Genomic DNA, 20,791 nt, shown 5'->3' with positions numbered 1-20,791 from the left:
AGTCCGCGCCCCACCACTGAGGTAACCCGGGATTCAGGATCTCCGCAATCACGTCGTTCGAGTCATTCGGGTTTCCGTATTTGCGTACCTGTTCGGAACTTTCCGTTCGGGCTTCGCTTTCTCGGTGAGGTTTCCGGGTATAGACTGAAACGGAAGCGTACCGGTGGACGCGCTGGAAAACCCCAGAGGTATCCGTTATCGACAAGCCACTCTCACCAGGTGCCCAACACTACATCCTGCTGCTGGCGCCCCAGTTGCTGGCAGACATGGACCGCGTGGGCCTGTCCCGTATCGTCCACTGCTCCGGCTTTCCCGAGCACGAAGTCACCAGCCTCTACTTTGAGTTCAGGTCCATATGCCGGGTACTGCCGGCCGAGCCGGAGGCCATTCCACCGGAACTCTGGACCTACCTGACCCACAGCACCCGGTTGATGTCCACGCTGATCAATACCGCCGAGCAACCGGCAATCGACCAGGCCCGGCATAATGCCGTACGCAAGTTCCTGCCCCAGGCGCGGCATACGGTGCAGCACGAATACGAAGAACAGTGCCAGGAAGGCACCGTGGAGTTACGACTGGCCGCCCTGATGCGGGACCACGCCTCGCCCGAGCAGTCCGGTGAGATCTGCCAGGAGGCGTTGCGACTGGAACGGGAAGAGCGGTACCAGTCCTGCCTGGAACTGGACACCGTCGGCCTGGGTACGTCCCGCGCCGTCATCGTGGACCATGCCCTCACCTACACCCATCAGTCCATCGCCACCGCGCCGGACCAGTTCGCGCCGGTGGATCTGGTGATAAGACTGCTGGACCTGCTTCATTCGGTCCGCAGGGAAAACCCGGCCCCCGCCGCCTCCGATGAAGACGCGGTAGATCGCATCGTGCTGGGGCTGGGCAATGTCCTGTTCAATCATGAGTTGGACCTGTGAAATCGGGTACAATAACGCGGCGAGTTTCCCTACAACAATCAAGGACACGCCCATGAGTTTTGATACCCCGATACACCTGTGTGGCCCACTCAGACAACCCCGGCAGATGCTGGCGGACCAGGAATACAGCGGCCATTCCTCCATACACGATGACAGCATGGCGGAAAAACTCGGCTTCCAGGCCGGGCCCATCGAAGGCCCGACCCATTTCAGCCAGTTTGCGCCCCTGCTTGAAGCAATCTGGGGAAAGGAGTGGTATGAGCGTGGCTGCTTCTCCGCCCATTTCCAGAACATGGTGGTGGAAGGTGAAAGCGTGCGGGCTTTTGTCGAGCAACCCGCCCCCGGCGCGAAACGGGTCCGGGCGTGGGCCGAGAAGGCGGATGGCACACCGGTTCTGGAAGCCAGTGCCAGCCTGGGCCCCGAAGGCGGCGAGACATTGCTTGAGCAGCGTATGGCCAGGTTACGGCCACCGGAGAAGCTGGTGATCCTTTCCGATCTCCAGGTCGGCATGACCGGTGCGGAGGATGAGCCGGTGCGCATGGACGCCGACCAGCACATGGGTAACCTCTACCCCTTCTCGCTGAACCAGAAGCTGGAACGGATTACCGAGCACTCGCCCTGGTACAGCGACGGCGCCGATTCCCCCTGGGGCCGTGCGATCATCCCCCTGGAGATGGTCAGCGTGCTTGCCGAGTACACCAGCAAGACCGCTAAGTTCCCGGTGAAACAGCCGGCCGTTGGCCTGTTCGCCGACCAGGAAATCCGCATGATCGATGGCCCCCTGTTTGTGGGCGAGGACTACCTGATCCGTCGTGAGATCGTTGCCCTGTCGGAAAGCAAACGCACCGAGTCCTACTGGGTCCGTTCCCGTATCTATGACGCCACCGGCGAGCACCTGAAGGCGGAGATGCTGCTGAACCACGCAACCCTCAAGCATTCCTACCCGCATTACGACGAAGAAGCCGGCTAGGCAACACGGCCCCTTGTGCGGCGGCCCAACGGGTACCGCCGCATGAATGACTACGAGAAAGGAACGGCTCTGTCACCCGATATGGCGGACCAACATGATGACGGAACAGCCGGAATCGACACCGCGATTTGCCGTCGACGCCATGCTCGGGCGACTGGCCCGATGGCTTCGGGCGCTGGGCTTTGACACCACCTACAGTCCTGACATCGACGACCACGACCTGGTCGCCCTTGCCAACCGTGAACAACGGATCCTGCTGACCCGCGACCGGCACCTGATCACCTTTCTGCGACCCGATCAGGGACTGCTGCTCACGTCCGGCCGCCCCCTCACCCAGCTCGACCGGGTGGCCCGGACCTTCGGGCTATCGCCCACCGACGACCTGTTCAACCGCTGCCTGATGTGTAACAGCCGCCTGCGGGCGGCCACCACCGACGAGATCACTGCCCGGGTGCCTGTACGATCCCGCGCACTCCCGGGGCCTTTCCTGGTATGCCCCGGCTGCAGCCGTATCTACTGGCCGGGCTCCCATGTAAAACGCATGCGCCAGTCGCTGGCTGACCTGTTTCCGGAACTACAGGCAGACAATGGCGTGTGAGACGTCGAGTCACGAATCGACAACGGGCGGGCCTATCGCCCGAAATGCTTCCGGTACTCTCCTGGCGTCATACCGGATACCTGCCGGAAGCTGCGCCGGAGGCTGGCCTCATCCGGAAAGCCGAGCCCGTCGGCGATGGCCGCCAGGGGCCGGTCGGTGCTGATGAGCTGTTCCCCCACCTGATTGAGCTTCACCAGCCGCATCAACTGGCCGCACCGGTGGCCGCTCTCTTTCAGCACCCGACGTTGCAGGGTCCTGGGCGAGGTGTGCATGAATTCGGCCAGCCGGTCAATGATGAGGCTGTGGGCGGGCATTTGCTCCACCCAACGGATCACCTCACGTAACCAGAGGCTTTGCCGGAACAGGCCCGGAACGTCCTGCAGGGGCGTGTGGTGGTCCTCCGGCCGAGGCAGCACCATATGCCGGCGGATCTCCTCCACCGCCTGGCCACCGCACTGCTCCTCCAGCAGCGCCAGCCCCAGTGGCAGGTAACCGTTAACGCCTGCGGCGGTATCATCATGGCCAGTGCGAACCAGGGTTTGATGGGGTCGCCAGTCAACCCGGGGGAACCGGCTTCCGGCCAGCTCCCGGAGCCACCAGGTCGTGGTGGCCGGGCCGCCATCCAGGCGACCGGTACGGGCCACCAGGCACACCCCAGTGCAGTAGCTCCACAACCGGGTTGATGCCGGCAATCGAGCCAGGACCTCCACCAGGCCATCATCGGCATCGGTCACGGCATTGCCGGCATCGCGCCACGCACCGGGTACCAGTACACCATCCAGTCTGGATTCACCCAGGCGTTCGGTGGCCAGAGTAATGCCATTGGCAGTCGGCAAGGGGCCACCCGGCTCACTCACCCACTGGCAACGGAATAGCTCACGGCCTGCCCGCTGGTTTACCGCCGTCACCAGGTCGGAGAAACCAAACAGCCCGGCGGGCAGGCAATCCCGGTAAAGCAGCAGACCGATGTTCATATGGCGTTATCCGCATTATTTATGTCGTTAAATGCCATACTAACCACCGGCCAGTCACCGCACAATGATGACGTCTGAAGTAAGGAGGTCGTCATGAACATCACGCAGTTAAGAAACGCCACCATCATCGTGGAGATCGGCGGTCACCACATCCTGGTGGACCCGATGCTGGCTCCCATGGGCGCCATTCCACCCCTGAAGTACGCCACCCGGTCACGCCGCCGCAACCCACTGGTGGGGCTGCCCGTAAACACCAGTGCGGAACTGGAAACCGTCACCCACTGCCTGATCACCCATTGCCAGAAAGGCCACTTTGATCACCTGGACCGGGCCGGGGCAAAGTGGCTGCGCCAGCATGACATCCCCGTGTACTGCATGGCGGAGGACGCCGACTTCCTGTCGCGCAAGGGCCTGTCGGTGGTGCCGCTACAGCCGGGGCTGCGCCAGGCCTTCCTGGGAGGCGAGCTGACTCCGGTGCCCTGCCTTCACGGTCGCGGGCTGGTGGGTCGGTTCATGGCCCATGGCCACGGTTACTTCCTGGAGTTTCCCGGGGAGCCCAGCGTATACATCGCCGGGGACACCATCCTCACCGACGACGTCCGCCGCTGCATCCTGCAGAACCAGCCGGATGTGTGTGTGGTGCCCGCAGGCGGTGCCAACTTCGATATTGGCGGGGAAATTATCATGGGGGTTGAAGATGTCCGGTCGGTAGCCCGGATCAGCACCGGCATCGTGGTGGCCAACCACCTCGAATCCCTGGACCACTGCCCGGTGACCCGGGAACAGATCCGGGCCATGGGCGAGCGGGATAACCTGGGCGCCCGGCTACGGGTGCCAAATGACGGGGAGACGCTGGTATTTACGACGTCCAGCGCCCCGCAGCCATCGACGGATGCCCGAAATATCCCTGTCCTTACCGACGAACTACACGGATAACGAGGTAACCCCCGGCGCTTCAGGCGACGGGGGGGAAGTCCAATCCGTGCCTGGCATTATTCTGGGGCTCAACGAGTGGAGCAACGATAGGTCATTCAGCAGTGCTCTCAAGAAGTTCTTTCAAGGTCTGGAGGTCTTTCTCAACGGCCCGCGCATCTTCTGCGAACTGCGCGTCGGACATTCCAGGTTGACGCAATAAGGTAAAGATGAACTCGCTTCCTTCAGCATTGGGCACAACCCGCATGGGGTTATGGACGACCACCCCCGAATCCAGCTCAACATCATGATCCATAACACCCAGGGTGTTCTCTTCCACAAACCGGATCTTCACCTTACCGAAGGGGGCTTCCGCCACCCATACACCCTCATCCCTTTTAACTTCAGAGCTGGCCAATCCCGCTGCCCAGCGAGGCAGGTTTTCGGGATTGGAAGCAAAAGCATAGACATCCTCCGGGGCACGATGGATGTAGGTGCTGATATGTTGAACGTCTGGCATGGTGAAAAGTTCTCTTTATAGGGCCAGATGCGTGATTCCGGCCATCTGGCTCCTAGTACTGGTATGTCGCGCAAGAACAGCATCCGGATTCGATGTAGGAGCCCTGGCCTTCCTCACCCCGAGCACGATATACATAGTCAATGTCAGGAACACCTGGGCCAACACTGGCCAGAAAATATGGCTCGAATTAATCCGTGATTCCTCGTTTTTGTGTGTACATGACGATGAAGCCTGGTCGCCGGTAAAGTGCGCAGCGATCTAGCGGTCGGTTGGAGTGGATTGTTCGATACCGGAACGACTCACAAGACGCTTGCCCATGATGCAGAGGCTGTACTCCTTGCCATCCATCGTCGCCACATCCGGCATTCGCCCCCACTCCTGATACCCGAAAGCCTGTAACAGGCGCATACTCGGCGTATTGTGAGCGAAGACATAACCGACAAGCGTGTGCACGGCCAGTCGCGGCGCCATCTCTTCAGCCGCCTGCAACAGAATCTTCCCTACCGAGCGACCTTGGTGCTCAGGCGTAATGTAAATGCTTAGCTCAGCCGTATGCTGGTACGCCGGCCTGCCGTAAAAATCTTCAAAGCTTAACCATGCGACAATCCCGGTTTCCTCTTCGTAGACCAGGAGTGGTCGCCGTTCTGGCTGGTGTTTCTCAAACCATTCAAGGCGGGCCTCCGTCGTGACCATTTCCGTATCCGCTGTCGATTGGCGAGTCGGAATCGCGGCGTTGTAGATCTCGACGATCCTTGGTAAATCCTGCCTGGCAGCAACCCTCAGGCCCATCGGCCGCACTCCTTATGACAATTCGAAAGCCTATGCGTATCCCACCGCTCCGCACGCGCGGCTGCGGAACGGAACCAAAGCCGCGATGCAGAGATTCTGGAATCCTATTCATGGCCTGATTATGCAGCATTTAGCGGCTTGATCCGATCCACTTCTTCCTTGACCGACTGAGCCGCCGTCCAAAGATCAACAGATCGCTGCGCATTCAGCCAGAATTCCGGAGAGTTACCAAACAAACGGGCGGATATGATCATGCAGCAAAGTGCATTGCGTCTCGTGACACACGTCAATGAGGCTTGAGAATAACTGCGTTTCGTGACGTCATTCGGTTACGGTAAATGGAGCACGCATAACGCAACAGGGCCGAGGAAAGCCAGGCGTTTCCGGCCTGGCCATTGGTAACCTTATTCCTGCCGGCCCAGGGCGCGGACCGCGTCGGTCATGCGTTCCACCGCTGCATCCAGCTCGTTAAGCCCTGTGGTAACACTGGCAATCCGTTCCTTCTCCACTTCGGAGCCCTCGCGGATGGCATTCATCTGGCCGTGGATGGTCTGGATCAGGCCAGCGTTCTGTTCGACTACGGTGCCAATCTCGTTGGTGGCTTCGGCAGTGCGTTTGGCAAGCTGGCGAACTTCGTCCGCTACCACGGCAAACCCTCGCCCGGATTCGCCGGCCCGGGCCGCTTCAATGGCGGCGTTCAGGGCGAGCAGGTTGGTCTGCTCGGCGATGGCTGAAATGGTGGACACGATCCGGGTGATATTGCCGGCCTGCTGGTTAAGCTGGTCGCTGCTCTCACTGGCGGAGGCGATCTGGCTGGCGATATCATCGGTGCTGGCGACGGCCGCGTCCAGGGAGCGTTTGGCCTGACCGGTGATGGCGGACGTCTCGTCGGATGTGGTGGACGCCACCGCCATGGTCTGCTGGAAGGCCCTGACGCGACTGGTAATGTCGGAGGCAAACTTGATGACCCGGTAGACCTGGCCATCGTCATTGAAGATGGGGTTATAGGTGGCTTCCACCCATACCGGATTGCCCGAGCGGTCCCGCCGTTCGAACTGGCCGGAAAAGAACTCACCGGCGGCCAGTTTGCGCCAGAAGTCCGGATTCTCCCGATAGAAGGCGCCATCGCAGAATATGCGGTGGTGCTGGCCGCTGATCTCGTCGAGATCGTAGCCCATCACCTGGAGGAAGTTACGGTTGGCGCAGAGTATGGTGCCATCCGGCTCGAACTCGATGACCGCCAGTGAGCGGTCCAGGGCGCCAATGCGGGCCTCCCGGTCCTGGAGGGCCTTGCGTTCCTGGGTGATATCCGCCGCCAGCTTGATGACCTTGACCACCTGGCCGTCGACATCCGTGACTGGGAAGTAGCAGGCCTGCAGCCAGCACACTTCGCCGTCGCGGTTCAGCCTTTCAAAGGAACCATTGTGGCCCTCACCATTGGCCAGGCTCTCCCAGAACCGCCGGTAATCATCGCTGTGGACATACTCCGGTTTGCAGAACATCCGGTGATGCTGCCCGACAATCTCGTGCCGTGCGTAGCCGACCACGCCCAGGAAGAGGTCATTGGCATCCAGGATACGACCGTCCGGTGTAAACTCGATATAACCGATGTTGTGACGGATCGCCTCGAATTCCCTGTCCCGGTTCTCTGTCTCGGGTTCATTTGCAGCAATTTTTTCCGAACGTTTCAGCGCGAACAACATCCCTTTTCCCCTTGGCTTCTGCGACAACCCGTTCAGTATGGGTCAGGACGACCGAAAAGATACTCTCAAAATACATGATTTTTGTAACAATTTATGATAGAAACGTTAAGCAAGTTAGCCCAACACCGGCTTCCCGGACGGTTGGTAACCTTGGGTAGCCTCTGGGGAACAGACACGGTAGCTAACTCGCTATCCCCTAGCGCTCCAGCAGGGACCACAACGCCCTGGCTGACGTCTCAAACAGGACCGCATCAAACAACTCACCATGCCTGATGCCAGTTTGCGTGCCCCGGAAGACCTCACCGCCCGTACCGAGGATGCCGGCCTCAATCATCAGGTTGTCCATCAGCCCGAACTGCTCGATCGCCCTGCCCTGGTCATCCACACCCGACAGGCCTGGTTGGGGAACGCGCTGCTGGTAGTCCTCGGCGGACAGGGTGTAGCCGATCATTGGCGTCCCCCGGGCGGCGAGGTAGCCGGACTCAAACACGGTACCGGCATCGGCGCTGGGGCCACGGAAGGGGGTCAGGTTGACCAGGGCACCGTCGCACCGGTCCATCAGGTCCTTGTTGGCCTGGTAGATCGCCAGTGCCTTCTCCGCTGGCGGGGTGTCATCGGGAAGCCACAGCTCATTGTCCATCGGGTCCAGGCCGTACATTCCCATACGCCACAGAATAGACTGCTTTTCGGTGATGATGGCCGTCCGCGTATCCTCATCGAGGAAGACTTCCGGGCCGGCCAGATAGATGGCGGGAGTGTCGATGTCGGGCATGGGAGCTCTCCGGGCGGATATCTGCGAAAACGCCGATTATCCTAACAGTCTGGGAACCAGCCCACGATATAAGGGGCTGTCCGCCATGGCCGAAAGCAATGGCCCGACCGTGGCGGCTGCCATCAGTTCGACAGGTTTTTCGGTTCATGTCAGTTTGCTTACCACCCGTGCAGATGGGGAGAGCTGGTCAGTCCTGGCTTCTCGCATTGGCTCAGTGGTTGCTGGCATGGCCGCCACATTTCATTGCAAATCATTAATTTTGCTGAAATATCTACCGGCACCCAGTCTCTATCTTACTGACATTTTTAATAAACTCCGTCAGTCATGGATATATTTGTCGTTAGAGGAAAGGGTTTTTAGCGTCGACTGAATTAACAGATCATTCTGCATAAATAGCAACCACACATAACGCGCTACTATAATGCGGAATTATTTCATGAAAATCAGATTGATGTGGAAACCTGCCGACCAGCGCCGTGCAGGGACAATATCTATGAATCAACCGGGGGTATTAAGCCTCCCATAACGAAATCGCGCCACTCAACTGTTATTACTTGATTTTTTATTCATTAAGGCGCAGTGGCACGTATTATGCCCTCCATTCAGGGACACCCTGCGTCTGCAGGAAGCAGGTCCTTAAGGGGAGTTATAAAATGGGGTAGCTTCAGTGGTCTTCCGCCCGGCTATATCAACGACCTGACCTTCCTGTTCTTCAGCCTGACCTACCTGGCCGGTGTCCGGTTCAAAAATGACCGCCACTCCCTGAGCCGGGCCGCCTGACCAGCCCGCGCCGGAGGGCGCATAGCAAGGAGCAGACCCATGAAAAAAACCATCCTCTCGCTGGACGGCGGCGGCATACGCGGTGCCGCTACTGCCCGCTTCCTCACACTGGTGGAGAAGGAACTGAAGAAGGACAACCTGGACCTCAGGAAAACCGTGGATCTCTGGGCTGGCACCAGCACCGGGGCCATTATCGCGGTGGCCCTGGCCACCACCGAGTTGACCATGGAACACATCTCGGAACTGTATAACGTGAAGACCGCGAGGATGATCTTTTCGGAGAACAGAGGCTGGTTCGAGCTTGACGGAATCAACGCCCCCAAATACGAAGGCAAGGGCAAGACCAAGGTGCTCAGGGAGTATTTTGGCGACCACACCCTTGATGATGTGCCTGGCAATAAACACGTGCTGGCCGTTGCCCATGGGGTGGAGTGCAATCACCCGGTGGTGCTCAAGAGCACCAAACCGGAATACCGCAAGCTAAAGTCCGCCGATGTGGTGGATGCCTCCTCCGCCGCCCCCACCTATTTCCCTACCAAGCGGGTGCGTTACCTGGAAAGCGGAGACGAGGACTGGCTGGTTGACGGGGGCGTGATCAGCAACAATCCCAGCGTCTGTGCCATGGCCGAGGCGCTTCGCCACTGCGACGGCGCCACCCTGGAAAACCTCCAGGTACTCTCAGTGGGTACCGGCAAACCCACGCGGTTTGTTCCGGGTCAGGATTCAGCGACCTGGGGAGCCCTGGGCTGGATTGGCCACGGCAAGATTTTCAACCTGTTGGGCAATGAACAGGTATCCGCCTATCAGGCCATGACCTTCTGCCGACCGGGACAATACATCCGGGTCAATTCGCCCCTGGCCAGGATGCCCGGCTTCCAACTCACCGTGGCCGACGACATGGACAATATTTCCCCCAAGAACATCAGCAACCTGAAGGCCCTGGGGGAGTTCTGGTTCGATCACTTCGGCGAGGCCGCCGTGGCGTTGCTCAAACAGAACTATGCCGGCGAGTCCCTCGATTCGTTGAGTTGAGAGCGTTATTCGCAGGTAAGAGCTATTCCAGATAATAGTCGAAGGTGGACACCACCCTCACCGTCTTGACGGGCTGCTGTTCAGCGGTCACACCGGGGGCCTGGTCCCGGGCGAGGATCTGGAACACCCCCTGGTTGGCCCGGCGCAGGCCACCCAGCTCGGCATCAGCATCCCGGGCAAACTGCTGTGCGGATTCCCGGGCTGCCGCCGTGGCCTTTGAAATCATGTCCGGCTTGATATCGTTGAGGCGGGTAAACAGGTAGGTTGGACCGGTGGGGCCATAATCCGATGACAGGATCACGCCGGAGTCCACCAGGTCGCTGACGCCCTGGGCGGCCTGGCGCACCTTGTCCACCGCCTCCGTGCGCACCATCAGCACCTGGGTAATGATGAACTTGCGGGCGCCGTTATCCGGCTGGTAAGGATTGGCGTGGGTATCCACCACGTCCATGCGCTGGAGTTCCACCGCGTCCTCGTCGATGGCCTGGAGCTTGAGGAAGGCCATCACGCCATCGCGGCTGCTACGGGCCTTCTCCCGGGCCTCCTCCAGGGTCTCACCGGTGGCGGCGAAGCGTATGGGCCAGAGCGCCAGGTCCGCATTAACCTCCTGCTCGGCTACGCCCTTTACGGTTACGTACCGATCGCCGGTGCGCATTTTCGTCAGGCCATCCTTTAGCAGCGATGCCGACACGATCATTCCCACCCCGAGGATTAACGCCACCAGAACCTTCATTGTCACTCCTTTTCAAGATTGTCCAGGCACCTGAACGGCCCAGCATACCCCACTACTACGCCGTACAGGAACTGCCCTGCGCGCAGACATTAATGCGCGTCAGTTGTCCCAGTGGCTCGGGGGAACCCGCTGAACGTGGATGTGACTGGCCAGCCGGATCGTGGGGCGAATCAGGAACTGGAAGCTGCCGATGATGAACAGCCAGATGGCCACCGTCTCATACTCCGGAAACAGGAAGAGTATGCTGCCCACCAGGAACCAGATCGCGATGAGGAAGTCGTTGGTGATGCTCAGCAGCTCATAGCGACGACGGATCACCAGTTCCTCGTGGCCAATCCTGATGGTCAGCGGTTGGTCGACGTTCGGGTCGGTCATGGCGGCTCCATCACTCTACGCAGGCCATCGGTTAGTACCGGGAGAGGTATCCAACGGCCTGGGTACAGTCGTCACCAACCGGCCAGGCCGCAGGTTTCCATGTAGTTTTCATTGCCTCCATCGTTGCTGTCAAACGCCGTGACCACATACCTCTGTGGCCAACAGGCCTACCCCGGCGCCCCCACCAGCGCCCGGTAGACGTCCACCATGGCCAGGATTACCTCGGTCCGGCTGCGCACCGCCTGGTCCCGGGTGGTGGTGAACTCCTGCTCCGCCGCCAGCAGCTCGAAGTAACCGATAAGCCCCTGCTCATAACGGGTACGGGCCAGTTCCACCGCTGTTCCCGCATCGGTCATGGCCCGTTGCAGGCGCCCTTCCCGTTCCTGGGCCTGCTGGTATCGAACCAATCTGGTTTCCGCCTCTTCCAGCGCGACCAGAACCGCCTGCTGGTAGCCGGCGAGAGCCGCCCGGCTGTCGGCGCCGGCCGCCTCGATACGGGCTCGGACCCGGTCATGGTCCAGGAAGGTCCAGTCGATGCCCAGGACAACGCGGCGGGACTCCGCCGGACCGCTGAGCAGGTCACTGGTGTCCGCTGCCACGGAACCCAGCAGCCCGGCCAGGGTGAAGCGTGGAAACAGGTCGGCGGTGGCCACGCCCTCACGGGCGGTGGCGGCCGCCAGCCGTCGCTCCGCCGCCGCAATATCGGGACGACGTCGCAACACGTTGCCCGGGGTGTCCACCGGAATCTCCGGCAGGGCTTCAGGCAGGCCCACGGCGGGTGACAGGGTTTCCACCAATGCCACCGGCGGCTGGCCGGTCAGCACCGCGATACGGTGCATGGCCGCGCGGATGCCGGCCTGCAGCCGGGGCAGCTCGGCGCTGGTGCGCTCCACCTGGGCACGGGCACGTACCACGTCAAAGTCGGTGCCACGGCCGGCGTCGAGGCGAGCCTCGACAATGTCCAGGGACTGTTGCTGCAACTCTACACTCTGCTGCGCCACCCGGTACTGCTGTTGCAGGCCCCGCAGCTCGAAGTAGCTGCTGGCCAGTTGACCGACCAGCGCCACCTGGACGGTTCCCAGGTCGGCGCCGGCAGCCTCCAGCTCGGCCCTCTGGGCCTCGGTGGCACGGCGCAACCGGCCGAACAGGTCCAGTTCCCATTCGGCGGCCACCCCGACCTGATATCGCTGGATCCGATCGGGACCGGTTCCGGGCGGGGACTGCTCTATGTTCGCCAGGCGTTGCTCGGCAGCTGATCCGCTGGCCGTTACGCTGGGCCACTGGTCCCGTTCGGCGCCGTACAGCAGGGCCGCCGCTCGGTCGTAACGGGCCACGGCGACGGCCAGGTCATGGTTGGCCTCCAGAGTCTGCTCGATCAGTTGTGCCAGCAACGGATCATCGAACCCCTGCCAGAACCGCTGCGGGTTCATCTCTCCGTCCACCGTCTGGCGACCAGCCTCGAACTCTGTCAGCTCCGGCGTCGCTGGCGTCTCGTAGTCCGGCCCCACGGCGCAACCCGCCAGCAGGATCAGCAGACAGGTCATGGTGACTGCCTTAAGCATGGCTACCTCCCGGAAATGCGTTTTCATCCTGATGATCCGTATCCTCACCCTCGCCAGGTGACAGGGTGGATGTGTGGTGGCTCTTCAGTGGACGACTACCGGACAGCTTGCGCAGGGCCACGTAGAACACCGGTGTCAGGAACAATCCGAACAGGGTGACCCCGATCATGCCGGCGAAGACGGCAGTGCCCAGCGCCTCTCGGACCTCCGCGCCGGCACCGGTGGCCAGCACCAACGGCACCACGGCAGCGGTGAAGGTGATGGAGGTCATGATGATGGGCCGCAGCCGCAACCGGCAGGCCTCCAGCGCCGCCTCCACCACACCCCTGCCCTGAAGTTCCAGTTCCCGGGCAAACTCCACGATCAGAATGGCGTTCTTGCAGGCGAGGCCAATCAGCACCACCAGACCCACCTGGACAAAGATATTGTTGTCGCCACCACCGAACCAGACACCGATCAGCGCGGAGAGCATGCACATGGGCACGATCAGGATGACCGCCAGCGGCAGGGTCCAGCTCTCATAGAGGGCCGCCAGCACCAGGAACACCAGCAGTATGGCGAGCGGGAACACCACCAGAGCGGCATTGCCCTGGGTGGCCTGCTGGTAGCTCAGGTCCGTCCACTCGAAAGCCATGCCAGCCGGCAGCGTCTGCTCCGCCAGGGCCCTCAGCGTGTCCATGGCCTGGGCCGAGGACAGCACCCTGGGGTTTGCCTCGCCGGCCAGGTCCGCCGCCGGATAGCCGTTATAGCGCAGCACCGGGTCCGGCCCGAAGGTCTGACGGATGTCCACCATGGACCCGATGGGCACCATCTCACCCTGGTCATTACGGGTGCGCAGCCGGGCGATGTCCTCGACGCTGTCCCGGTAGGGGGCGTCGGCCTGGGCGATCACCTGCCAGGTACGCCCGAAGCGGTTGAAGTCGTTGACATAGGTGGACCCCAGGTAGGTTTGCAGGGTGGCGAACAGCTCCGTCATCGGCACGCCCTGGGCCTTTGCCTTCAGCCGGTCCACTTCCGCATCCAGTTGCGGTACGTTGGACTGGTAACTGCTGATAGGGTAACCCATGCCCGGTGTCTGGCTGATGGCCCCCTGAAACTGGTTGACCGCATCCTGCAGGGCGCCGTAGCCCAGGTTGCCACGGTCCTCGATAAACAGCTGATAGCCGGAGCCATTACCCAGCCCCAGGATCGGTGGCGGCATGAACGAGAACGCAAAGCCCTCCTTCAGCCCACCGATCTGCTGGTTGATCCGGGCATTGATCTCCTCCGCGCTGAGGCTGCGCTCGTCAAACGGCTTGAGGGGGAAGAACACCACCCCGGTATTGGACGTATTGGTGAACTGCAGGGCGTTCAGCCCCGGGAAGGCGATGGCATGCTCCACCCCTTCCGTCTCCATGGCAATGTCGGTCACCTGTTGCAGCATCTCGTCGGTCCGGTCCAGGGAGGCCCCTTCCGGCAGGATCACCCCGGCCATCAGGTAGAGTTTGTCCTGGACCGGGATAAAGCCCGGAGGCACCGTCCTGAACATCAGGCCGGTACCAACCAGAAGCAGGGCGTAGACCACGAATACCGCGCCACGCCGGCGCAGGGACCGGGACACACCCCCCTGGTACTTTTCAGCACTGGCGTTGAAGAAGCGGTTAAAGGGCCGGAACAGCCAGCCAAACAGGAAGTCGATCACCCTCTGCAGCCGGTCCTTGGGGGCGCTGTGGGGCTTGAGCAACATGGCCGCCAGCGCCGGGGACAGGGTCAGCGAGTTGACGGTGGAGATCACCGTGGAGATGGCGATGGTCACCGCGAACTGCCGGTAGAACTGGCCGGTGACGCCGGACAGGAAGGCCATGGGCACGAACACCGCACACAGCACCAGGCCGATGGCGATGATGGGGCCGGATACTTCCTTCATGGCCTGGTGGGCTGCCGCCAGCGGGCTCAGGCCCTCCTCGATATTGCGTTCGACGTTCTCCACCACCACGATGGCGTCGTCCACCACGATACCGATGGCCAGCACCAGCCCGAACAGGGTCAGGGTATTGATGGTGTAGCCCAGCAGGAAGAGCGCACCAAAGGTACCCACCACGGATACCGGCACCGCCAGCAACGGGATGATCGAGGCCCGCCAGGTCTGCAGGAACAGGGTGACCACCAACACCACCAGCAATACTGCTTCCAGCAGGGTGGCGACTACGGCTTTTATGGAATCACTCACGAAGATGGTGGTGTCGTAGACGGCCTCGTACTCCACCCCGTCGGGGAACCGGGTCTCCAGCTCGTCCATGGTAGCAACGACCTGCTCACGGATATCTAGGGCATTGGCGCCGGGTGCCTGGAAGATGCCGATGGCCACCGCGTCCTTGCCGTCCAGTTGGGAACGGAGAGTGTAGTCGCCGGCCCCCATCTCCAGACGGGCCACGTCCTCCAGTTGCAGCAGTTCGCCGTTATCGCCCCGCTTGAGGACGATATTCCCGAACTCCTCGACGGTTTCCAGGCGTCCACGGGCGTTGATCAGGGTCAGGAAATCGCTGTCCGGTACCGGTTCGGCGCCAATCTGGCCAGCGGACACCTGCACATTCTGCTCCCGCATGGCCCGGACCACATCGCTGGCGGTCAGCCCCCGGGCGGCGATTCGCTCCGGATCCAGCCAGGCGCGCATGGCGTAGTCACCACCACCGAAGATCTGGGCATCCCCTACCCCCTGGATGCGGGCCAGCCGGTCCCGCACATGCAGCCGCGCATAGTTGCGCAGGTACAGGGTGTCGTAGGTGGCATCCGGTGATGTCAGGTGCACCACCATCAGGAAGGTGGGCGACTGTTTCTGGGTGGTCACTCCCTGGCGTCGCACCGCCTCCGGCAACCGTGCCTCAGCCTGGCTGACGCGATTCTGCACCCGCACCGTGGCCTCCTCGGCGTCGGTACCGGGCCGGAAGGTTACGGTCATCTGCAGCACGCCGTCCGATCCGGCCACGGACTTGAAGTACATCATGTCCTCAACCCCGCTGATGGCTTCTTCCAGCGGCGTTGCCACGGTTTCGGCGATCTCCTTGGGGTTGGCGCCGGGGTAGACGGTACGCACCACCACCGACGGCGGCACCACCTCCGGGTACTCGCTGACCGGCAGGTTGGGGATGGATATCAGGCCGATGGCGAAGATGATAATGGACAGGACCGCCGCAAAGATGGGGCGGTCCACGAAAAATCGGGAGAAATTCATGGCAATAACTCCTGGACGACGACCCTGGTTGGCTCGTCGGGTTTACTCGTTAATGTGCCGGATATCAGCCCGGCCGGTTTACGGCCGGGCTGCGGTCAGGGCTGGACTACCGCGATGGTGTCGTCCTGGCGTGTGTCCAGTGCTTCCATGGCAACCCGTTGCGGGTTCACTTCCATCCCGGCCCCGAAGACCTTCTGCACACCATTGACGATGACCCGGTCTCCGCTGCTGAGCCCGTCACGGATCACCAGCAGGTCATCCACCTGCCGACCGGTGGTGACCTGTCGGCGCGCCGTACGGTTGCTGTCATCCACCACGTACACGAACCGTCGGTCCTGGTCGGTGAGGACCGCCTTGCGGGTCACCAGCAGCGCCTGGTCAAGCTCTGCCACCGGCATTTCCACCCGGGCAAACTGGCCAGGCCGGATCAGGCCGTCGGGATTGTCCAGTACCGCCCGGTACTGCAGGGTCCCGGTGCCGGGATCCAGCCGGTTGTCGACGAAGTCGAGCTGGCCCCGGTACGTCTCGCCGTCCCCGCCACCAAGATCAATACGCAGGGCCTGGGCATGGCCGCTAGCCATCAGTTGCCGGCTCTCGAACGCGGTCTTTTCATCCGCCTGGAAGTAAACGTGCACCGGGTTCACCGACACAACCGTGGTCAACAGCGTCTGGTCGGCGTTGGCCAGATTGCCCCGGGTTACCAGGGCACGACCGGTGCGGCCACTGACCGGCGCGATTACCCGGGTGTACTGAAGGTCCAGTTCGGCGGTATCCAGGGCGGCTTCTGCAGCATCCACCCGCGCCCGGGCGTTCATCAGTGCCGCCTGACGCTGGTCATGCTCCTCCCGGGAGATGGCCCGGCTTTCCAGCAGGGTTCTGGCGCGCCTGGCCTCACTGCTCGCCAGCTCCAGCCCGCTCCTGGCCTGGGCCAGATCCGCCCGTGCTGCCTGGGCCCGGGCCTCATAGGGACGTGGGTCAATCTGGAACAGCAGGTCCCCGGCTTCCACCAGTTCCCCCTCCTCAAAGGCCACTTCCTGGATATATCCGCTGACCCGGGGCCGCAAGTCCACCGTTTCCGCAGCCTCGACACGGCCGGTAAACGACTCCCACAGGGTCACCGGCCGGACCACCACTTCGGCCACATCCACCTCCGGTGGCGGTGGCGCGACCGCGGTCTCTTCACTCTGGGCCCGGCATCCGGCCAGCGCCGTTGTCAGCAATAGAGCCAGGGCCAGCGCCCGGCCGAATCCGCTGAGATATCTTCCTGTCAGACTTTCCATGGTTCCTCGCTCCGCATTTTCTTTCGGACCGCCTTTTGGGCGTTCCCGTCCACTGAATGATCCGGGTTGGATCGAACAACAAGTCGGTTGGGTGGGGTTTGATTCGACATCCAATCTATTTCCTCAAGTTAACTTGAGGTCAACCATGACATTCAGGGCTTTTTTCATGATTGTCATAGCTATGGCCTATCATGGCCTCAACCGGTCCAGGGCGGTTACCCCGGAAGATCATCTAAGATAAGGACGCGAGGGATGATGGCGGTAGCGGGTTACTGCCGGAAGATTGCCTGATTCTGTAACTGGCTCTTGTCAGTAATGAAAACCGGGCTGAATGGTGGGAAAAACCGTTATAGTGACTGTACGGTTGCAGTCCTGTTTCACATTTCACTTACCCGTTGATGGCTGGGACGGGGGGGGAGGAACGGGTTGCCGATTTCTGTCTGTTGATTGCCTGATCCTGCAAGGGTACCTGAATAAACGTACGATTCAGGCTGCGAAGGATTATACTTCCGCCGACAAGGAGGAGCGCCGAATGACTGCCATCATGCCCGGATTTTCCACCCGCCCCATTAGCACTACCCAACAACAGCTGGCACGTGTGGTCAGCCAATGGACCAACCAGCAGGGTATACAGGATTCCGCCATCGAAGGCGTGGAGCTGATCCGCAGTGACCAGCCCACCAGCTGCGCTTCTTCGGTGTACGAACCGTCCCTGTGTTTCGTCATTCAGGGCACCAAGACCATAGAGTTCGGTGACCGGCGGATCGAGTACACTCCCCTGACCTACCTGGCCAGCTCCGTTCACCTGCCGGTATTGGGGCGGGTGGAGCACGCCACCCCCGAGCTCCCCTATCTGGCGGCAAAACTGACCGTACCGCCCGAGGAAGTGGCGGACCTGCTGCTGGAACTGGGCGACAAGGTACCCAGGTATGACGCCGGCGATATCTGTAGCGAAGTGGAATGCGGCCTGTGCATGTCACCCATGGATGAGGCCATGCAGGATTCCCTCTACCGGCTGCTGCGGTTACTGGATACTCCGGCGGACATTCCCGTGCTCGCACCCCTGGCCCGACGGGAGATTATCTACCGGAGCCTGATGGGGGAAATGGGGCCGCGCATGCGCAAGTTTGCCGCCACCGACTCCCAGGCACACCGGATTTCCCGGGTCATCTCGGCACTGAAGGATCGTTACGATCGGCCTTTAAGGGTTCGTGAGCTGGCCCGGACCGTCAACATGAGCGAATCCACCCTGTACCACACGTTCAAGCAGGTGACCCGCATGTCGCCCCTGCAATTCCAGAAGAAACTCCGCCTGCACGAGGCGAGGCGGCTGATGCTGGCAGAGGGCCTGGAAGCTGCCACTGCCAGCTATCGGGTCGGCTATGAGAGTCCGTCCCATTTCAGCCGGGAGTACAGCCGCATGTTCGGTGCCCCACCCCGTGCCGACGTTGTCCAGCTCAGGGGTCAGGGACAGGCCACGGAGCCGGCCTGATGTCCTACCCAGGCAGGCGGGCGATCAGCTCGCCTGCCTGGGGACACCTTCGGTCTCGCTGGTGTCGTCCCGGGGCCAGCCGGGGTCGGGACTGAACCGGTCACCATAGCGTTGCGCCAAGGTGTCGAGAGTGCGGCGGATATCCTCGGCTCCCCGCCGGTGGGCATAGGCCATGGGACCTCCCCGGAACGGGGCGAAGCCGGTGCCAAAGATCATGGCGCCGTCTGCCAGGTCCTCGTTGTCGATAACCTCCTCCCTAAGGCAAGCCCGGCAGGCATTAAGCATAGGCAGCAGCAGGCGGTCGAGGGTGTCCCCGGGAGCCTTCGGCACCTTGTCCTTCTTGTCCGCCTTGCCTTTGTTCCAGTGATACAGCCCCTTGCCGGTCTTCCGGCCCAGGTCACCGTTTTCCACCATCTCTTCAAGCCATGCCGGCGGTGGCGGCATCGGTGTGTCCAGCCGGTCGCGGAGCATAGTCGCCACGCTGAGGCAGATATCCAGTCCCACCTGGTCGGCCAGTTCCACCGGTCCCACGGGTATGCCGAACTTTTCCGCCTCCCGATCAATGGTTTCAGCGGCAATGCCCTCGTCCAGCATCACCATGGCTTCCACCAGGTAGGGCGTCAGCACACGATTGACGAGGAACCCGGGGGTCGTGGTCACCGGTGCCGGCAGGCGGTCGATCTGGCCGGTAAAGGCCAGTGCCCGGCGGACCAGGTCCTGGTCCACCTGGTCATGGCTCACCACTTCCACCAGCGGCATCATGGCCACCGGATTGAAGAAGTGCAGGCCCACCAGCCGACCGGGCTCCTTGAGTTTGTCCCGGAGGGTTTCCAGGGGAATGCTGGAAGTGTTGGTGGCCAGGATGGCGGAATCCTTCATGCGCGCCTCGGCCTCTTCGTACACCTTCTGCTTGATGTCCACCTTCTCGGGTACTGCCTCCAGCACCAGATCCGCATGTTCAACCCCGTTATTGCCGAAGTCGGGCATCAGACGATCGAGGATCTCCCGGCGTTCAGCGGGGGAGCGGTGTTTCCGGTCGCACAGGTCCGACAGTTTGCCAACCGCCTTGGCGACCTTCTCCGGTTCCATATCAAACAGGGTGACGGACAAGCCATTGAACGCGCACCAGCCGGCGATGTCCGCCCCCATTTCACCCGCGCCCACCACGTGGACATGACGGACCGGTTCCGCATCGGTACGGGTCAGGCCCTTCATTTTTTCCTGCAGGAAGAAGACCCGCACCAGGTTGCGGGAAGCTTCGGTCATCAGCAGGTCGGCAAAGGAGGCGACCTCCGCGCGGAGCATGGCATCATCGTCACCCCCATGCTTTTCCCACAGGCGGATCAGGGCTTCCGGCGCCGGGTAGTGTTCCGGCGGCGCCTTTTCGGCACTTTTTGACCTCATCTGGCGGGCTTCCAACTGCCTTGCTGGGCCGGTACTGAGCACCCGGCCCCGCAAGCCATGGCTGGACGGGTCGATATCACCTTTCACGGCGGCGGCAACTGCCGCTGCGACATGGCGCTCCTCCATCACCTGGTCGACGATGCCGAGTTTCAGGGCCTTCTGGTGGGGAACCGTCTTGCCGGTGAGCATCAGGGTCATGGCTTCCATGGGGTCAATCAGGCGCGTCAGCCGGGCGGTGCCCCCGAGCCCTGGGTGCAGCCCCAGCCTCACTTCCGGGAAACCTAGCTTGGCCCCGGGGATCGCCAGGCGGTAGTCGCAGGCCAGGGCCAGTTCCAGACCGCCACCCAGGCAGGAGCCGTGGATCACCGCAACGGTGGTATAGGGTGCCTGTTCCAGGCGATTGACTATCTCATGGGCCCGGGCGAGTTTCTCCGCCGCCTCGTTCCGGGACTCCAACTGACTGAACTCGCCAATATCGGCGCCCAGGCAGAAACCGCTGGCCTTGACGGATCGAATCACCAGGCCTTCGGGGCGCTGCTGATCGAGACGGTCCAGAATGGATTCCAGTTCTTCCAGCACTTCCGTGGAAACCACATTGGCAGAAGCATCCTGTTTGTCGAAGGTCAGCCAGGCAACACCCTGCTGGTCCAGGGCCAGCTTCCAGTGGCTCCATTCCGCGCTATCCGTTGGCTGCTCCGGCCCCCTTTCCATCTCAAGGGTGGCCAGTGTCTGAAGAATGTGACCGGTCATGGTGTCCT

At 61.7% G+C, this 20,791-nt stretch carries 18 protein-coding genes; 7 read left to right on the top strand and 11 right to left on the bottom strand.

The genetic code is table 11. The features are described 5' to 3' along the window. Positions 1-254: 254 nt before the first annotated feature. The 3 genes from ACJO2E_RS14345 (at position 255) to ACJO2E_RS14335 (ending at position 2,494) form a co-directional block, all read left to right on the top strand. Positions 255-926 carry a hypothetical protein gene (locus tag ACJO2E_RS14345; protein WP_406964703.1) on the top strand — a complete coding sequence of 224 codons (672 nt, stop codon included), beginning with the start codon at positions 255-257 and terminating at the stop codon, positions 924-926. Between the two features lie 52 nt (positions 927-978). After that, entirely contained in the window at positions 979-1,896 is a 918-nt protein-coding gene (locus tag ACJO2E_RS14340) for a hypothetical protein (RefSeq protein WP_406964702.1), read from the top strand. Between the two features lie 94 nt (positions 1,897-1,990). Next, positions 1,991-2,494, top strand: a complete 504-nt coding sequence (locus ACJO2E_RS14335) for a Mut7-C RNAse domain-containing protein (protein WP_406964701.1) — start codon at positions 1,991-1,993, stop codon at positions 2,492-2,494. 32 nt (positions 2,495-2,526) lie between these two features. Here the strand turns inward: ACJO2E_RS14335 and ACJO2E_RS14330 are convergent, their stop codons facing one another. Next, positions 2,527-3,468 (bottom strand): GlxA family transcriptional regulator, encoded by a 942-nt coding sequence (locus ACJO2E_RS14330; RefSeq protein ID WP_406964700.1) that lies wholly within the window; start codon positions 3,466-3,468, stop codon positions 2,527-2,529. Positions 3,469-3,561: 93 nt separating this feature from the next. Between ACJO2E_RS14330 and ACJO2E_RS14325 the strand changes: the two genes are divergently transcribed. After that, a complete protein-coding gene (locus ACJO2E_RS14325; protein ID WP_406964699.1) occupies positions 3,562-4,404 on the top strand; it encodes an MBL fold metallo-hydrolase in 843 nt (280 codons plus the stop codon). Between the two features lie 91 nt (positions 4,405-4,495). Here ACJO2E_RS14325 and ACJO2E_RS14320 read toward each other — a convergent pair whose 3' ends face one another. The 4 genes from ACJO2E_RS14320 to ACJO2E_RS14305 form a co-directional block, all read right to left on the bottom strand. After that, positions 4,496-4,900 (bottom strand): SRPBCC family protein, encoded by a 405-nt coding sequence (locus ACJO2E_RS14320; RefSeq protein ID WP_406964697.1) that lies wholly within the window; start codon positions 4,898-4,900, stop codon positions 4,496-4,498. 258 nt (positions 4,901-5,158) lie between these two features. Continuing rightward, the gene (locus ACJO2E_RS14315; protein WP_406964696.1) at positions 5,159-5,689 is read right to left on the bottom strand and encodes a GNAT family N-acetyltransferase; all 531 of its coding nucleotides are present in this window, start codon (positions 5,687-5,689) and stop codon (positions 5,159-5,161) included. 404 nt (positions 5,690-6,093) lie between these two features. After that, a complete protein-coding gene (locus tag ACJO2E_RS14310; protein ID WP_406964695.1) occupies positions 6,094-7,392 on the bottom strand; it encodes a methyl-accepting chemotaxis protein in 1,299 nt (432 codons plus the stop codon). Positions 7,393-7,588: 196 nt separating this feature from the next. Then, on the bottom strand, positions 7,589-8,164 hold the full coding sequence (locus ACJO2E_RS14305; RefSeq protein WP_406964694.1) for a nucleoside 2-deoxyribosyltransferase: 576 nt from the start codon (positions 8,162-8,164) through the stop codon (positions 7,589-7,591). 85 nt (positions 8,165-8,249) lie between these two features. On the opposite strand from ACJO2E_RS14305, the gene ACJO2E_RS14300 reads away from it, so the two are divergent. Together ACJO2E_RS14300 and ACJO2E_RS14295 are read left to right on the top strand one after the other, a co-directional pair. Next, the gene (locus ACJO2E_RS14300) at positions 8,250-8,534 is read left to right on the top strand and encodes a hypothetical protein (RefSeq protein ID WP_406964693.1); all 285 of its coding nucleotides are present in this window, start codon (positions 8,250-8,252) and stop codon (positions 8,532-8,534) included. A gap of 449 nt (positions 8,535-8,983) precedes the next feature. Next, positions 8,984-9,976, top strand: coding sequence for a patatin-like phospholipase family protein (locus ACJO2E_RS14295; protein WP_406964692.1), 993 nt, complete (start codon positions 8,984-8,986; stop codon positions 9,974-9,976). Positions 9,977-9,998: 22 nt separating this feature from the next. On the opposite strand, the gene ACJO2E_RS14290 is transcribed toward ACJO2E_RS14295, so the two are convergent. From ACJO2E_RS14290 to ACJO2E_RS14270, 5 genes are all read right to left on the bottom strand, one after another. Next, positions 9,999-10,709: an SIMPL domain-containing protein gene (locus tag ACJO2E_RS14290; protein ID WP_406964691.1), complete on the bottom strand. Its 711-nt coding sequence runs from the start codon at positions 10,707-10,709 to the stop codon at positions 9,999-10,001. A gap of 99 nt (positions 10,710-10,808) precedes the next feature. Next, positions 10,809-11,084, bottom strand: a complete 276-nt coding sequence (locus tag ACJO2E_RS14285) for a YrhK family protein (protein WP_406964690.1) — start codon at positions 11,082-11,084, stop codon at positions 10,809-10,811. 167 nt (positions 11,085-11,251) lie between these two features. Beyond that, positions 11,252-12,646 (bottom strand): efflux transporter outer membrane subunit, encoded by a 1,395-nt coding sequence (locus tag ACJO2E_RS14280; RefSeq protein WP_406964689.1) that lies wholly within the window; start codon positions 12,644-12,646, stop codon positions 11,252-11,254. Continuing rightward, positions 12,639-15,857, bottom strand: a complete 3,219-nt coding sequence (locus ACJO2E_RS14275) for an efflux RND transporter permease subunit (RefSeq protein WP_406964688.1) — start codon at positions 15,855-15,857, stop codon at positions 12,639-12,641. Before ACJO2E_RS14275 ends, ACJO2E_RS14280 begins: the two co-directional genes overlap by 8 nt. Positions 15,858-15,952: 95 nt before the next feature. Continuing rightward, complete coding sequence (locus tag ACJO2E_RS14270) at positions 15,953-17,137, bottom strand: efflux RND transporter periplasmic adaptor subunit (protein WP_406964687.1); 1,185 nt, start codon at positions 17,135-17,137, stop codon at positions 15,953-15,955. Positions 17,138-17,669: 532 nt separating this feature from the next. On the opposite strand from ACJO2E_RS14270, the gene ACJO2E_RS14265 reads away from it, so the two are divergent. Continuing rightward, entirely contained in the window at positions 17,670-18,629 is a 960-nt protein-coding gene (locus ACJO2E_RS14265; RefSeq protein WP_406964685.1) for an AraC family transcriptional regulator, read from the top strand. 24 nt (positions 18,630-18,653) lie between these two features. Here ACJO2E_RS14265 and ACJO2E_RS14260 read toward each other — a convergent pair whose 3' ends face one another. Continuing rightward, the gene (locus ACJO2E_RS14260) at positions 18,654-20,783 is read right to left on the bottom strand and encodes a 3-hydroxyacyl-CoA dehydrogenase NAD-binding domain-containing protein (protein WP_406964683.1); all 2,130 of its coding nucleotides are present in this window, start codon (positions 20,781-20,783) and stop codon (positions 18,654-18,656) included. Positions 20,784-20,791 lie beyond the last annotated feature (8 nt).

Origin of the sequence: Marinobacter shunpengi (assembly GCF_045449695.1) — a bacterium.
Classification (GTDB): Bacteria; Pseudomonadota; Gammaproteobacteria; order Pseudomonadales; family Oleiphilaceae; genus Marinobacter.
Note: the sequence above shows the minus strand (reverse complement) of the source record. Positions and strands in the feature narration are given on the sequence as shown.